Consider the following 15,064-nt stretch of genomic DNA (forward strand, 5'->3'; position numbering starts at 1 on the left):
TAATCCGTCCCCGACAGCGGACGCGGTGAGGCCCATGACACGCGAGGATCGGGCATCGCTGCTGCGCGGACGCGACCGGGAGTGCGCCGAGTTGCAGACCCTGGTGGCCGACGTCGGCGCCGGCTGCGGGCAGGCGCTGGTGCTGCGCGGCGAGGCCGGGATCGGCAAGAGCGCACTGCTGGACTTCGTGGGGGAGTGCGCCGGTTCCGCCGGCTTCCGGATCGCTCAGGTCGCGGGCGTGCAATCCGATATGGAACTGGCCTTCGCCGGTCTGCACCAACTGTGCGCGCCGTTGCTGGACCACATGACCGAACTGCCCGAACCGCAGCGGGAGGCCCTGGCGGTGGCCTTCGGCCGCGGGGTGGGCCCCGCACCCGACCGCTTCCTGGTCGGGTTGGCGGTCCTGAGCCTGCTGGCCACCGCGGCCGAGGAGCAACCCGTGCTCTGCATCGTCGACGACGCGCAGTGGCTGGATCAGGTCTCGGTGCAGACATTGGGCTTCGTGGCCCGGCGACTGCTGGCCGAACCGGTCGGCGTGGTGTTCGCGGTGCGCGACGGCGGGCCCGCGGTGCTGACCGGGCTGACGGAGTTGCGCCTCGACGGGCTGTCCGACAGCGACGCGCGGGCCCTGCTGGATGCGGTGGTGCTGGGCCGACTCGACGAACGGGTGCGCGACCGCATCGTGGCCGAGACGCGCGGCAACCCGCTCGCGGTGCTGGAGGTGCCGCGCAACTTCTCCCCGGCGGAGCTGGCCGGCGGGTTCGGCAACGCCGGGGCGCGGCCGTCGGCCGGACAGGTGGAGGAGAGTTTTGTTCGCCGAATTCGGTTGCTGCCGACCGACACCCAACTGTTGGTGTTGACGGCGGCAGCTGAACCCGTCGGCGATACGGCGCTGTTCCAGCGCGCGGCGGGACACCTCGGCATCCCGGTCGAGGCGCTCGGTCCCGCTGAGGCCGCCGGCGTCATCGAGTTCGGGTCGCGCATGCGGTTCCACCACCCGCTGGTCCGATCGGCCGCCTACGCCGCGGCGGATCTGGTGGACCGCAGGGCGATTCACCGCGCGCTGGCCGAGGCGACGGATCGGCAATCGGACCCCGACCGGCGGGCCTGGCACGCCGCCAACGCCACCGCGGGCACCGATGACGCGGTGGCCGCCCAACTCGAGGCCTCGGCCGGCCGTGCCCAGAGCCGCGGCGGGGTGGCCGCCGCCGCCGCGTTCCTGGAGCGCGCGGCGGTGCTGACCGCGGACCCCGGGCTGCGCGGTGCCAGGGCGATCGCGGCGGCCCGGGCGAAGCGGGATGCCGCGGCGTCCGAGGCGGCCTACGAGTTGTTGGCGCTGGCCGAACTGGGCCCGCTGTCGGCCCTGCAGCGCGCTCAGGTGGCGCGGCTGCGGGCGCAGATCGACTTCGTCCGCTGCCGCGGCGGGGACCCCGCGGCGCCCCGACTCAGCGAGGTCGCCGCCCGGCTGCGCGCCGCCGCCGAGCAACTCGACGGTCTGGACCGGGATCTGGCCCGGGAGACCTACCTCGAGTCGCTGGCGGCGGCCATGTACGCGGGGCGACTCGGCGCACCCGAGGCGTTGGCGAACACCGCCGCGGCCGCGCTCGCCGCAGTGCACCGCGACCCGGACCTCCAGCGGCCCATCGACGTTCTGCTCGGCGGCATGGCCACCCGGATCACCGGTGGCCCGGGCTGCGGGGCCGAACTGCTCGGTGCCGCATTGGCGACCATGTGTGCCCAACTCGACGGCTGCGACGGGCAGCCGCCGCGGTGGATGTCGTTGGGGCTGGCGATCGTGCAGGAATCGGCGGCCGGCGAACTCTGGGACGACGCCGTCATGAACCGGATGGCCGCCGGCCTGGTGCGGGCCGCCCGCGCCGCCGGCGCGCTGGCGGCCCTACCCCCGGCGCTGGCCTATCACGCCGGGGTGCACGTCCTGGCGGGTGAACTCTCCACGGCGGCAACCCTTCTCGAAGAGGCCGACGCGATCACCGCGGCCACCGGCTACACCCCGGTGCGGTACCACTCGCTGACCATCGCCGCCTGGCGCGGCGACGCAGCGGAGGCGCTCGGGCTGATTGCCGGCGCCACCGCCGATGCCGCCGCCCGCGGCGAAGGCCGCCTGCTGGGGCTCACCGGATACGCCAGCGCCGTGCTCTACAACGGGCTCGGCCGCTACGAGGAGGCCTTCGACTGCGCCCGCGAGGCATGCGAATTCGAGGATCTGGGCTTCTACAGCTGGACGCTGTACGAAATGATCGAAGCGGCCGTCCACACCGGTCGCCGCGACATCGCCGCGCGCGGGGTGCGGCGATTCGAGCGGCGGGTGGGCGCGAGCCCCAGCGGCTGGGCCCGCGGCGCGGTCGCGAGCGCGCAGGCGCTGGTCGCCGACAACGAGCACGCCGAGGCGCTATTCGGCGCGGCGATCGACCATTTCGTCGACAGCGGCGTGAACGTGCACTTGGCGCGCATCGAACTGAGCTACGGCGAATGGTTGCGTCGGGTGAACCGCCGCGGGGACGCCCGCCAACAGCTGACCACGGCCGCCGAGCGGTTCGCCAAGATGGGCGCCAATGCGTTCGCCGAACGCGCCCGTCGGGAACTCGTCGCCGTCGGCGCGAAGGTCCGGCGCCGGCCGCTGCGCTCCGGCGACGCACTCACCGCCCAGGAGGGGCAGATCGCCCGACTGGCCGCCGACGGGCTGACCAACCACGAGATCGGCGCGCAGCTGTTCCTCAGCACGCACACCGTGGAATGGCATCTGCGCAAGGTCTTCGTCAAGCTCGGGATCAGCTCGCGCCGCCAGCTGCGCACCGCCACGTGGGCGCACTGAGCGCCACCGGGACCACGAACTTTCAAGGGTTTGCCGTGGCCGCGCGGCCCGCAGTCTGGAGACATGACCGTCGCAGACCTCGAGGACACCGCGGAGTTCTTCACCAGCATCCGGCATCTGCTGTTCGCCGTGGCCCGTCGCATGCTGCACAGCACGGCCGAGGCCGAGGACATTGTGCAGGACGCCTGGTTGCGGTGGCAGTGCTGCGACCGCGACGCGGTGCGCAACCCCACCGCGTTCCTGCTGACCACCACCACCCGGCTGTGCCTCAACGAATTGCAGTCCGCCCACTGCCGGCGCGAAACCCCGTTGGGGCCGTGGCTGCCCGAGCCCGTCGACACCGCTGCCGACCCCGCACTGCGGGCCGAGCGTGCCGACGCGCTGGCCGCCACACGGATGGTGTTGGCGAAGCTACCGCCGACCGAGCGGTCCGCCTATGTGCTGCGGGAAGCCTTCGACTATCCGTATCGGCTGATCGCCCAATCGGTCGGGGTCAGCGAACCGAATGCGCGTCAGCTGGTGAGCCGGGCGCGCAAGCATCTGACCGCCGAGCGGGTCGCGTCAGCGACATGCCCTTAGAAGCAGTGCTCCTCGGCAGGGAAGGCGCCGCTGGCGACCTCCGCGGCGTATTGGCTTGCCGCGCGGCCCAGTTCGCCGCCGACATCACCGAACCGCTTGACGAACTTGGCCGTCCGGCCCGAGGTCATGCCCGCCATGTCCTGCCACACCAGCACCTGGGCGTCGCAGTTGGGTCCGGCGCCGATGCCCACGGTGGGAATGGTCAGCTTGCCGGTGATCTGGGTGGCCAACTCGGCGGGCACCATCTCCAGCACCACCGCCACGGCGCCCGCCTCGGCGACCGCGATGGCGTCGTGCACGGTCTGTTCGGCCCCGTCGCCGCGGCCCTGGACCCGGAATCCGCCGAGGCCGTTGACGCTCTGCGGGGTGAAGCCGATGTGGCCGACGACCGGAATGCCGGCCTGGGTCAGCACGGCGATCTGCTCGGCGATGCGTTCGCCGCCCTCGAGTTTCACCGCGTGGGCGCCGCCCTCCTTCATGAAACGGGTGGCGGTGGCCAGCGCCTGCTGCGGGCCGGCCTCGTAACTGCCGAACGGCAGATCGGCGACGATCAGCGCGTGCGGAGCGCCCTTGACGACACCCCGGACCAGCGGGATGAGCTCGTCGATGGAGATCGGCACGGTGGTGTCGTAGCCGTACACCACGTTGGCGGCCGAGTCGCCGACCAGCAGCACCGGGATGCCGGCGTCGTCGAACACCCGCGCCGTCGAATAGTCGTAGGCGGTGAGCATGGACCACTTGTGGCCCTCGCTCTTCCACTTCTGCAGATGATGCGTGCGCACCTTGGTCCGGGGTTTGGCATCGGTGGCAGTGCCGTACACGGTGTGTTCTGAAGACATGGCTCTCGTGGTCCCTTGTCGATTGTCGGGTCGATCCTCGAGGCCCATCCGGGTCCCCGGGTCGTCTGACGCCGTCAAGTCTGCCATTGCGACACGCGCAGGTGAAGCGACACTTGAGTGGACTTCCTCACACCGCACCCCGGACCGACCTACGATCTGCAGATGTCCGGTTATCAGCGGCTCAGCGGCCTCGACGCCAGCTTCTTGTACTTGGAAACACCTCAGCAGCCCCTGCACGTGTGTTCGCTGCTGGAACTGGACGCCTCCACGGTCCCGGGCGGCTACACCTTCGACCGGCTGCGCGAGGCGCTGGCGGTGCGGATGACCGCCATGCCGGAGTTCCGCGAGAAGCTCACCGACAGCTTCTTGAACCTCGACCACCCGGTGTGGGTGGAGGACGAGAACTTCGAGGTGGCCCACCACGTGCACCGCGTCGGCCTGCCCGCCCCGGGCGGGCGCGCCGAACTGGCCGAGATCTGCGGGCACTTCGCGTCGTTGCCGCTGGATCGCAGCAAGCCGCTGTGGGAAATGCTGGTGGTCGAGAACATCGCGGGCACCGACGCCACCGACGGCGGCCGGCTGGCGGTGATGACGAAGGTGCACCACGCCGCCGTCGACGGCGTGACCGGCGCCAACCTGATGTCGCAGCTGTGCACCACCGAGCCCGACGCCCCGGATCCCGAACCGGTGCCGGCCCCCGGCGGGGCCGGTCAGCTCGAGATCGCCGTGCGGGGCCTGGCCCGGTTCGCCACCCGGCCGGTGAACCTGGCGACCAAGGTGCTGCCGGACACCGTCACCACCGTCGTGGACACCGTGCGCCGCGCGCTCAACGGCTCGGCGATGGCCAGCCCGTTCCGCGCGCCGCAGACCGCCTTCAACGCCAGCATCACCGGGCGGCGCAACATCGCCTACGCCGAGCTTGACCTCGAGGACATCAAGACCGTCAAGAACCACTTCGACGTCAAGGTCAATGACGTGGTCATGGCGCTGGTGTCCGGGGTGCTGCGGCAGTTCCTCATCGACCGCGGCGAGCTACCGGACAGCTCGCTGGTGGCCATGGTCCCGGTGTCGGTGCACGACCGCTCCGACCGGCCGGGCCGCAACAAGGTGTCCGGGATGTTCGCCAGCCTGCACACCGAGATCGCCGACCCGGCCGAGCGGCTGCGCGCCATCGCCGAGGCGACTTCGGTTGCCAAGGAACACAGTTCGGCCATCGCGGCCTCGCTGCTGCAGGACTGGTCCCAGTTCGCCGCCCCGGCGGTGTTCGGCGCGGCCATGCGGGTCTATGCCGGCACCCGGCTGACGGAGGCCCGGCCGGTGCACAACCTGGTGCTGTCCAATGTGCCGGGCCCGCAGGTGCCGCTGTACTTCCTCGGGGCCGAGGTCAAGGCGCTCTACCCGCTGGGGCCGATCTTCCACGGCTCCGGGTTGAACATCACCGTGATGTCGCTCAACGGCGCGTTGGACGTGGGATTGATCTCCTGCCCCGAGTTGCTGCCGGACCTGTGGGACCTGGCCGACGACTTCGCTACCGGCATGGACGAGTTGTTGGCTGCGACTCGGTAGACATGCGTTGACAAGGCCCGCGGCGGGCTCATGGCAGCATTGGATGCCATGAGCATTCTTCGCCCCCGGTCGTTCCTGCGCGCCACGATGATCGTGACGGCCGTGTCGGCCCTGGCTCTGGGCGCCACGGGGTGCTCGAAAGTCATCGAGGGACAGGCCGCGCTGGCCGAGCCCCGCATCGGCGAACCGGTGCGCTGGGAGCCGTGCAAGTTCACCGGCGGGGCCGACCTCGAGCTGCCCCCGGACACCGAGTGCGGCCGCATCGCGGTGCCCGTCGACTACGACGACATCGACGATCCGGACGCCCCGCAGATCCAGCTCGCGCTGATCCGGTTCCCGGCCACCGGCGACAAGGTCGGCTCGCTGCTGGTCAACCCCGGCGGGCCGGGGGAGTCGGGCATCGAGGCCGCCATCGGCATCGTCGACCTGCTGCCCGAGGAGGTGCACGAGCGGTTCGACTTCGTGGGCTTCGACCCGCGCGGGGTCGCGTCCTCGACGCCGGCGCTGTGGTGCAACTCCGACGCCGACAACGACCGCCTGCGCGCCGACCCCCAGGTCGACTACACGCCCGAGGGTGTCGAGTACATCGAGAACGAAACCAAGGAATTCATCCAGCGCTGCGTCGACAAGATGGGCACCGACTTCCTGGCCAACGTCGGCACCGTCAACGTCGCCAAGGATCTCGACCAGATCCGCGAGGCGATCGGCGATGACAAGCTGACCTACCTCGGCTACTCCTACGGCACCCGGATCGGGGCGGCCTACGCCGAGCAGTTCCCGCAGAACGTGCGCGCGATGATCCTCGACGGGGCCGTCGACCCCAACGCCGACCCGGTGGAGGCCGACGTCAACCAGGCCGCCGCGTTCCAGGGCGCGTTCGACGACTACGCCGCGGACTGCGCCACCGACGCGTCCTGCCCGCTGGGCACCGACCCGGACAAGGCCGTCGACGTCTACCGCGAGATGGTCGAGGCGCTGGTCGACGAGCCGGCCGAGACCAAGGATCCGCGCGGGCTGTCCTACAGCGACGCCGTGGTCGGGACCATCATGGCGCTGTACTCGCCGGCGCTGTGGCGGCATCTGACCCAGGGGCTGAGCGAGCTGCGCAACGGGACCGGGGACACCATGCTGATCCTGTCCGACATGTACATGCGTCGCGACGCCAACGGCCACTACACCAACGCCACCGACGCGCGCATCGCCGTCAACTGCGTGGACAAGCCGCCGATCACCGACCGCGAGGTGGTGGTCGAGACCGATCGGCGCGTCCGCGAGGTGGCCCCGTTCATGAGCTACGGCGAGTTCACCGGGCACGCCCCGATGTCGACGTGCGCGTTCTGGCCGGTACCGCCGACCAGCGAGCCGCACGAGCTGTCCATCCCGGACCTGCCGGCCACCCTGGTGGTCTCGACCACCGGCGACCCGGCCACCCCGTATCAGGCGGGCGTGGACCTGGCCCGGCAGCTCAAGGGCGGGCTGATCACCTTCGAGGGCACCCAGCACACCGTGGTGTTCCAGGGCGAGGCCTGCGTGGACGAGATGGCCACGGCGTATCTGATCGACGGGACCATGCCGCCGCCCGACGCTCGCTGCTGAGGCGGGCGTATCCGGACCGATACCGGAGCGTGACCGACCGCGGGCGGCACCCGGGGCCCGCGCATGGGACGATGGGCGGCATGCAGCGCTGTAAACGATGGGGCACTGCGCTGCTCAGCTCAGTTCTGGTGCTGCTCGGCGCACCCATGCACACTGCGGTCGCGGCGCCGGAACCCGCTGCGCCGCAACTCAATTGGCAGTCGTGCAGCCTGTTCTACGACAACACCAGCATGATCCCCACCGCGCAGTGCGCGCGGCTTCCGGTGCCGATCAGCTACGAGGAACCCGCCGGGTCCACCACCGCGCTCGCGGTCATCCGGGTGCCGGCCGCCGGCGAACGCATCGGCGCGTTGTTCGTCAACCCCGGCGGCCCGGGCGCCTCGGCCGTCGACACCGTGGCGAGCATGGGGGCCGCCCTGGTGGGTTCGCCCATCAACGAACATTTCGATCTGGTCGGCTTCGACCCGCGCGGCATCGGGTTCTCCACCCCGGAGTTGCGCTGCCGCACCGACGCCGAGTTCGACGCCTGGCGGCGCGAGCCGATGGCCGACTTCAGCCCGGCCGGGGTGGCGCGCATCGAAGCGCTCTACCAACAGTTCGCCAACCAGTGCGCCGCGCGGATGGGCACCGAGTTCCTGGCCACCATGGGCACCCGCGACGTCGCGCGCGACATGGACACGGTGCGGCGCGCCCTGGGCGAGGAGCAGATCACCTACCTCGGCTTCTCCTACGGCACTGAGATCGGCACCGCCTATCTGCGCTCCTACGGCCAGCACGTGCGGGCGATGGTGCTCGACGGGGCGATCGACCCGACCGTCGACCCGGTGACCAAGAGCATCAACCAGATGGCCGGCTTCCAGCAGGCGTTCAACGCCTACGCCGCGGACTGCGCCCAATCGCCGGACTGCCCGCTGGGGCAGGACCCCGCGCTGTGGGTGGCGCGGTACCGCCAGCTCGTCGACCCGCTGGTAGCCCGGCCCGCGGCCACCGCGGACCCGCGCGGGCTCAGCTACGCCGACGCCACCACCGGAACCTTCAACGCGCTCTACACCCCGCAGCTGTGGAAGTACCTGACCAGCGGGCTGCTGGGGCTCGCGCGCGGCACCGACCCGGGCGATCTGCTGTTGCTGGCCGACGAGTACGAGGGCCGCGACGCGGACGGCCACTACCGCAACAACCAGGACGCGTTCAACGCGGTGCGGTGCATGGATGCGCCGTCGCCGACGGACCCGGCCGTGTGGGCGGCCGCCGACCGGCGCATCCGGGAAGTGGCCCCGTTCGCCTCCTACGGTGCCTTCACCGGCTTCGCCCCCCGCGACATCTGCGCGTTCTGGCCGGTGCCGGCCACCTCCGCACCGCAACCGGCGTCGCCGGCGCGGCCCGGCTCGGTCGTCGTCGTCTCCACCACCGGGGATCCCGCCACGCCGTACCAGGCCGGCGTCAACCTGGCCCGCCAGCTGCAGGCGCCGCTGATCACCTTCGAGGGCACCCAGCACACCGTGGTGTTCAGCGGCCGCGAATGCATCGACGCCACGGTGGTCGACTACTTCGTCGACGGTGTGGTGCCCGGCGACATGCGGTGCTGACCGGCGATCTCGGGACACGCCTGTAACACAGAATTAACAGCCGCTGCCTAGGCTCGCAGTCATGGACCGTCAGAAGGAATTCGTGCTGCGCACGCTGGAGGAACGGGATATCCGGTTCGTTCGGCTGTGGTTCACCGACGTGCTCGGGTTCCTCAAGAGCGTCGCGATCGCCCCGGCCGAACTCGAGGGCGCCTTCGAGGAGGGCATCGGGTTCGACGGCTCCTCGATCGAGGGCTTCGCGCGGATCTCCGAATCCGACACCGTCGCGCGGCCCGACCCGTCGACGTTCCAGGTGTTGCCCTGGACCGGCGACGACGGCCAGAACCACTCGGCACGGATGTTCTGCGACATCACCATGCCCGACGGCTCCCCGTCGTGGGCCGACTCCCGGCATGTGCTGCGCCGCCAGCTCGCCAAGGCCGGCGACCTGGGCTTCTCCTGCTACGTGCACCCGGAGATCGAGTTCTTCCTGCTCGAACCCGGCCCGTACGACGGCAGCGTGCCCGTGCCCGCCGACAACGGCGGCTACTTCGACCAGGCGGTCCACGATTCGGCGCCGAACTTCCGTCGGCACGCCATCGAGGCGCTCGAGTCGATGGGCATCTCGGTGGAGTTCAGTCACCACGAGGGCGCGCCCGGGCAGCAGGAGATCGACCTGCGCTACGCCGACGCGCTGTCCATGGCCGACAACGTGATGACGTTCCGCTACGTGGTCAAGGAGGTCGCGCTGCGCGACGGGGTGCGGGCCTCGTTCATGCCCAAGCCGTTCAGCGAGTACCCGGGTTCGGCGATGCACACCCACATGAGCCTGTTCGAGGGCGACACCAACGCCTTCCACAGCCCCGACGACCCGCTGCAGCTGTCCGATATCGGCAAGTCCTTCATCGCCGGGATCCTCGAGCACGCCAACGAGATCAGCGCCGTCACCAACCAGTGGGTGAACTCCTACAAGCGGCTGGTGCACGGCGGCGAGGCGCCGACGGCCGCGTCCTGGGGGGCGGCCAACCGCTCGGCGCTGGTGCGGGTGCCGATGTACACCCCGAACAAGTCCGCCTCCCGGCGCGTCGAGGTGCGCAGCCCCGACTCGGCCTGCAACCCGTATCTGGCGTTCGCCGTGCTGCTGGCCGCCGGGCTGCGCGGGGTGGAGAAGGGTTACGTGCTGGGGCCGCAGGCCGAGGACAACGTGTGGAGCCTGACGCCCGAGGAACGCCGCGCGATGGGTTACCGCGAGCTGCCCGGCAGCCTCGGCAACGCGCTGCACGCCATGGAGAACTCCGAGCTGGTGGCGGAAGCGTTGGGGGAGCACGTTTTCGATTTCTTCCTGCGCAACAAGCGCAGCGAGTGGGAGACGTACCGCAACGCCGTCACCCCGTTCGAACTCAAGCAGTACCTCTCGCTGTAGCGGTGGCTACTGCACACGCCCCGAGTGGGCTACCGTTGCTGCCGTGTCCAGACCGGTGACGCAGCGTCCCACAGTGCCCGGGGTGGGGCGGCTCGGACTCGTCGAGCGCACCGCCCCGGCCGATCTGGCCCGCCTCGGCTGGGACACCGACGCGCACGTCGAACTGCTGTGGTCGCTGTCGCGCGCACCCGATGCCGACGCCGCGCTGCGCGCCGTCGTGCGGCTGTCCGAGGCGCTCGACACCGACTGGGACCAGCTGGACGCCGCGCTGCAGAAGGACAAGACCCTGCGCGGTCGCCTGTTCGCGGTGCTGGGTTCGTCGCTGGCGCTCGGCGATCACCTGGTGGCCCACCCGCAGTCCTGGCGGCTGCTGGAGGGATCGGAAGACCCCGAGCCGGCGCTGCCGTCGGCGGCCGAGCTCGAGGCGATGTTCCTCGACTGCCTCGACCAGAACGACGGCCCGGCAACCTTGCACGAGCTGCGCACGCTGTACCGCAATCGGATCCTGGTGCTGGCGGCCCTCGATCTGGCGCCCACCGTCGAGGACGAACCGGTGCTGCCGTTCGCCGCGGTCGGGGTCCATCTGTCGGACCTGGCCGACGCCGCGCTGGCCGCCGCGCTGCGCTACGCGACCGACACCGTCGGCAAGCCCGACGAGCCCGCGCCCACCCTGGCGGTCATCGCGATGGGCAAATGCGGTGCGCGCGAACTGAACTACGTCTCCGACGTCGACGTCATCTTCGTGGGCGCCAACGCCGACGCGCTGGAAACCCGGGTGGCCGGGGAGATGATGCGGATGGCCTCGGAGACCTTCTTCGAGGTCGACGCGGCGCTGCGCCCGGAGGGCAAGCGCGGTCCGCTGGTGCGCACGCTGGACTCGCATGTGGCCTACTACCAGCGCTGGGCCAAGACCTGGGAGTTCCAGGCGTTGCTGAAGGCGCGGTTCGCGGTGGGCGACGCCGAGCTGGGCCGCCAGTACATCGATGCGCTGATGCCGATGGTGTGGACGGCCTGCGAGCGGGACGACTTCGTGTCCGACGTGCAGGCCATGCGCCGCCGGGTCGAGGAGTTGGTGCCCGCCGACGTCCGCGACCGCGAGATCAAGCTGGGCACCGGCGGTCTGCGCGACGTCGAATTCGCCGTGCAGCTCCTGCAATTGGTGCACGGCCGCAACGACGAGGCGCTGCACGTGGCGTCCACCGTGGACGCCCTCGCGGCGCTGGGCTCGGCCGGCTACATCGGCCGCGACGACGCCGCCAACATGACCGCGTCCTATGAATTCCTGCGGCTGCTCGAACACCGGCTGCAGCTGCAGCGGCTCAAGCGCACCCACATGCTGCCCGCCCCCGACGACGCCGAGGCGCTGCGCTGGCTGGCCCGCGCGGCCCACGTGCGGCCCGACGGGACCCACGACGCGCTCGGGGTGCTGCGCAAGGAACTCAAGCGGCAGAGCCACCGGGTCTCGCGGCTGCACGCCAAGCTGTTCTATCAGCCGCTGCTGGAATCGGTCGGCGGCGCCGTCGAGCTGACCGACGGGATGAACGCGGCCGCGGCCGAACGGCAGCTGGCCGCGCTGGGCTATCAGGCCCCGGCCAGCGCGCTGAGTCACCTTGCGGCACTGGCGAATCAGAGCACCCGGCGCGGTCGCGTGCAGGCCATCCTGCTGCCCACCCTGCTGGACTGGCTGTCGGACACCCCGGACCCGGATGCGGGCCTGCTGCACTATCGACGGCTGTCCGAGGGCCTGGTCGACCAGCGCTGGTTCCTGGCCACGCTGCGCGACGAGAGCGCGGTGGCCAAGCGGCTGATGCACGTGCTGGGCACCTCGGCCTATGTGCCCGATCTGCTGCTGCGCGCCCCCGAGGTGATCCAGAGCTACGCCGACGGTCCCTCGGGACCCAAGCTGCTCGACGTGGAACCCGAGGGATTCGCGCGGGCCCTGGTGGCCGCGGCGGGGCGGCAGTCCGATCCGGCCAAGGCCATCGCCGCCGCGCGGACGCTGCGCCGCCGCGAACTGGCCCGGGTGGCCTCGGCCGACCTGCTGGGCCTGCTCGACGTGCGCGATGTGTGCCAGGCGTTGACCTCGGTGTGGGTGGCGGTGCTGCAGGCCGCGCTGGACGCGGTGACGAAGGCGAACACCCCGCCCGACGGCGCGGTGCCGGCCTCCATCGCGGTGATCGGCATGGGCCGGCTCGGCGGCGGCGAACTGGGCTACGGTTCCGATGCGGACGTGCTGTTCGTCTGCGAGCCCACCCCGGGCGTCGACGACACGAAGGCCGTCAAGTGGGCCACCGTCGTCGCCGAACAGCTCCGCGCGCTGCTGGGCACGCCCAGCGTCGACCCGCCGCTGGAGGTCGATGCGAACCTGCGCCCGGAGGGGCGCAACGGGCCGCTGGTGCGGACGCTGGCCTCCTACACCAGCTATTACCAGCAGTGGGCCCAGCCATGGGAGATCCAGGCGCTGCTGCGCGCGCACCGGGTCGCCGGCGATCTGGAGCTCGGCGAGCGGTTCCTGGTGATGGTCGACCAGACGCGGTATCCGGCCGGCGGCGTCTCGGCCGACACGGTGCAGGAGATCCGGCGGGTCAAGGCGCGTGTCGACGCCGAGCGGCTGCCGCGCGGGGCGGACCCCAACACCCACACCAAGCTGGGCCGCGGCGGGCTGGCCGACGTCGAGTGGACCGTGCAGCTGTTGCAGCTGCGCTACGCCCACCAGACCCCGGAGCTGCACAACACCTCGACGCTGCAGGCCCTCGACGCGATCGGCGCGGCCGAACTGATCGCCGAGGGCGACGTGGACCTGCTGCGGCAGGCGTGGCTGACCGCGACCCGCGCCCGCAACGCGCTGGTGTTGGTGCGGGGCAAGCCCACCGATCAGCTGCCCGGGCCGGGGCGGATGCTCAACGCGGTGGCGGTGGCCGCCGGCTGGCCGGAGGACGACGGCGGCGCGTTCCTGGACAACTACCTGCGGGTGACGCGGCGGGCCAAGGCCGTCGTGCGCAAAGTGTTCGGCAGCTGACGGGCCCCGCGCGGGTTTCGTAGAGCCCTCGATGCTAAGACAGGTGGATGCAGTTCACCTATGAGCCGGTCGACGCTGACGAGGCCAGGCGACAGCGGGCCATCTACGAGCCGTTCACGCGGGCGGTCCGGGAGCTGCTCGACGCCACGATCCGCACCGAGGTCGGCGCCGAGGACATTGCGGCCGCGCAGGCCTCGATCGAGGCGGTCACCGCCCGGCTGCGGGCCAAGCAGCTCGACGGGCCCTTCGGCGTCCGGTTCACCACGGAGGGCCAGGGCATGTCCTGGGGCAACCCGGTGGTCGGCGTCCGCAATCCGATGGCGCCGCCGCTGACCATCGAGCACGGCGCCGAGAAGTGCTGGACCGAGTTCGAACTCGGCGCGGCCTACGAGGGCCCGCCGGACCACGTGCACGGCGGCATCTCTGCGTTGATCCTGGACCACCTGCTCGGCGAGGCCGCCAGCGCCGGTGGCAGCACCCCGCTGTTCACCGGCACCATCTCGCTGCGGTACCTGCGCGGCACCCCGCTGGGCCCGCTGCGCTCCGAGGCGTGGATCGAACGGGTGGACGGCGTCAAAACCTATGCGCGCGGGTTCATCTCGGACGCCGAGGGCCCGACCGTCGAGGCCGAGGGCGTCTTCATCAAGCCGGCCTGGGCCCGGGACCCGCAGTGAGGTTCTACGTCAGCACCGCATTTCTCGATACCGCCGAGGCAGTCGAGATCGCCAGGGCCGCAGATGATCTGGGCTATGACGGGATGGCCATCCCGGATCACGTGATCAACCTGGAGACCTTGCAGACGCCCTATCCCTACACCAAGGACGGCCGTCGTCGCTGGGAGTCGTTCACCGACTGGCCCGACCCCTGGGTGATGATCGGCGCGATCGCGTTGGCGACCCGCCGGCTACGGTTCGTCACCACTGTCTACCTGCCGGCGATGCGCGACCCGTTTTCGGCCGCCAAAGCCATTGGTACGGCGGCAGTCCTGGCCGGCGGTCGGCTGGAACTCGGCATCGGGGTGGGCTGGTGCCGCGAGGAGTTCGAGCTGCTCGGGCAGCAGTTCGAGCGGCGCGGCAAGCGCACCGACGAGATGCTCGAGTTGATGAAGGCGCTGTGGGCCCCGGGCTGGACGGAGTTCGACGGCGAGTTCTACCGTGCCCCGCGGCTCGAGATGGAGCCGACCCCGCCGCCCATCCCGGTCTACGTCGGCGGCCTCTCGGAGGTCGCGCTGCGCCGTGCGGCGCGCCACGACGGCTGGGTGGGGGATCTGATCACCACCGACGACGCGCTGCGGCGGGCGGACCGGTTGCGCGAGTTGCGCGCCGAAAGCGGCTTGTCGATGGACGATTTCGCAGTGCTGACGCCACTGGTCGACGCGTTCACCCCGGAGCACTACGCGCGCGCCGAGGCCGGCGGGGTCACGGGAATAATCACGATGCCCTGGATGTTCTACACCCCGGAGTCCGCGACGCTCGCCCAGAAGATCGAGGGGATGCGGCGGTTCCGGGAGGACCAGGGGCTCGGCTGAGCTCACGTTGGTGCCGTCGATATCGACTGCTACCGAGCGCATTTCGCACAGGCGATGTGGCCGGTATCACCCCGGGGGAGGTTCACAAACCGCGGGTTCCGATGCACAATGGAGAC

At 70.9% G+C, this 15,064-nt stretch carries 10 protein-coding genes; 9 read left to right on the plus strand and 1 reads right to left on the minus strand.

Features of this window, described 5'->3' with window-relative positions:
• Positions 1 to 34: 34 nt before the first annotated feature.
• Together EL338_RS09395 and EL338_RS09400 are read left to right on the plus strand one after the other, a co-directional pair.
• Positions 35 to 2,833 carry a helix-turn-helix transcriptional regulator gene (locus tag EL338_RS09395; RefSeq protein WP_126333514.1) on the plus strand — a complete coding sequence of 933 codons (2,799 nt, stop codon included), beginning with the start codon at positions 35 to 37 and terminating at the stop codon, positions 2,831 to 2,833.
• Positions 2,834 to 2,896: 63 nt separating this feature from the next.
• Positions 2,897 to 3,412 (plus strand): sigma-70 family RNA polymerase sigma factor, encoded by a 516-nt coding sequence (locus tag EL338_RS09400; RefSeq protein ID WP_126333515.1) that lies wholly within the window; start codon positions 2,897 to 2,899, stop codon positions 3,410 to 3,412.
• Here EL338_RS09400 and panB read toward each other — a convergent pair.
• Positions 3,409 to 4,251 carry a 3-methyl-2-oxobutanoate hydroxymethyltransferase gene (gene panB / locus EL338_RS09405; protein ID WP_126333516.1) on the minus strand — a complete coding sequence of 281 codons (843 nt, stop codon included), beginning with the start codon at positions 4,249 to 4,251 and terminating at the stop codon, positions 3,409 to 3,411. The genes EL338_RS09400 and panB overlap by 4 nt on opposite strands.
• 162 nt (positions 4,252 to 4,413) lie before the next feature.
• Here panB and EL338_RS09410 point away from each other — a divergent pair, with 162 nt between their 5' ends.
• The 7 genes from EL338_RS09410 (at position 4,414) to EL338_RS09440 (ending at position 14,948) form a co-directional block, all read left to right on the plus strand.
• Entirely contained in the window at positions 4,414 to 5,817 is a 1,404-nt protein-coding gene (locus EL338_RS09410) for a WS/DGAT/MGAT family O-acyltransferase (protein WP_126333517.1), read from the plus strand.
• 48 nt (positions 5,818 to 5,865) lie between these two features.
• Positions 5,866 to 7,413 carry an alpha/beta hydrolase gene (locus tag EL338_RS09415; RefSeq protein ID WP_179967184.1) on the plus strand — a complete coding sequence of 516 codons (1,548 nt, stop codon included), beginning with the start codon at positions 5,866 to 5,868 and terminating at the stop codon, positions 7,411 to 7,413.
• Between the two features lie 71 nt (positions 7,414 to 7,484).
• Positions 7,485 to 8,999, plus strand: a complete 1,515-nt coding sequence (locus EL338_RS09420; protein WP_435404930.1) for an alpha/beta hydrolase — start codon at positions 7,485 to 7,487, stop codon at positions 8,997 to 8,999.
• 61 nt (positions 9,000 to 9,060) lie between these two features.
• Positions 9,061 to 10,401: a type I glutamate--ammonia ligase gene (glnA, locus tag EL338_RS09425; RefSeq protein WP_126333520.1), complete on the plus strand. Its 1,341-nt coding sequence runs from the start codon at positions 9,061 to 9,063 to the stop codon at positions 10,399 to 10,401.
• Positions 10,402 to 10,444: 43 nt separating this feature from the next.
• Entirely contained in the window at positions 10,445 to 13,420 is a 2,976-nt protein-coding gene (locus EL338_RS09430; protein ID WP_126333521.1) for a bifunctional [glutamine synthetase] adenylyltransferase/[glutamine synthetase]-adenylyl-L-tyrosine phosphorylase, read from the plus strand.
• A 47-nt stretch (positions 13,421 to 13,467) separates the two neighbouring features.
• Entirely contained in the window at positions 13,468 to 14,094 is a 627-nt protein-coding gene (locus EL338_RS09435; protein ID WP_126333522.1) for a PaaI family thioesterase, read from the plus strand.
• The gene (locus tag EL338_RS09440) at positions 14,091 to 14,948 is read left to right on the plus strand and encodes a TIGR03619 family F420-dependent LLM class oxidoreductase (RefSeq protein WP_126333523.1); all 858 of its coding nucleotides are present in this window, start codon (positions 14,091 to 14,093) and stop codon (positions 14,946 to 14,948) included. The genes EL338_RS09435 and EL338_RS09440 overlap by 4 nt, the downstream gene beginning before the upstream one ends.
• Positions 14,949 to 15,064 lie beyond the last annotated feature (116 nt).

Source organism: Mycolicibacterium chitae, from assembly GCF_900637205.1.
In the GTDB taxonomy this organism is placed as follows: Bacteria; Actinomycetota; Actinomycetes; order Mycobacteriales; family Mycobacteriaceae; genus Mycobacterium; species Mycobacterium chitae.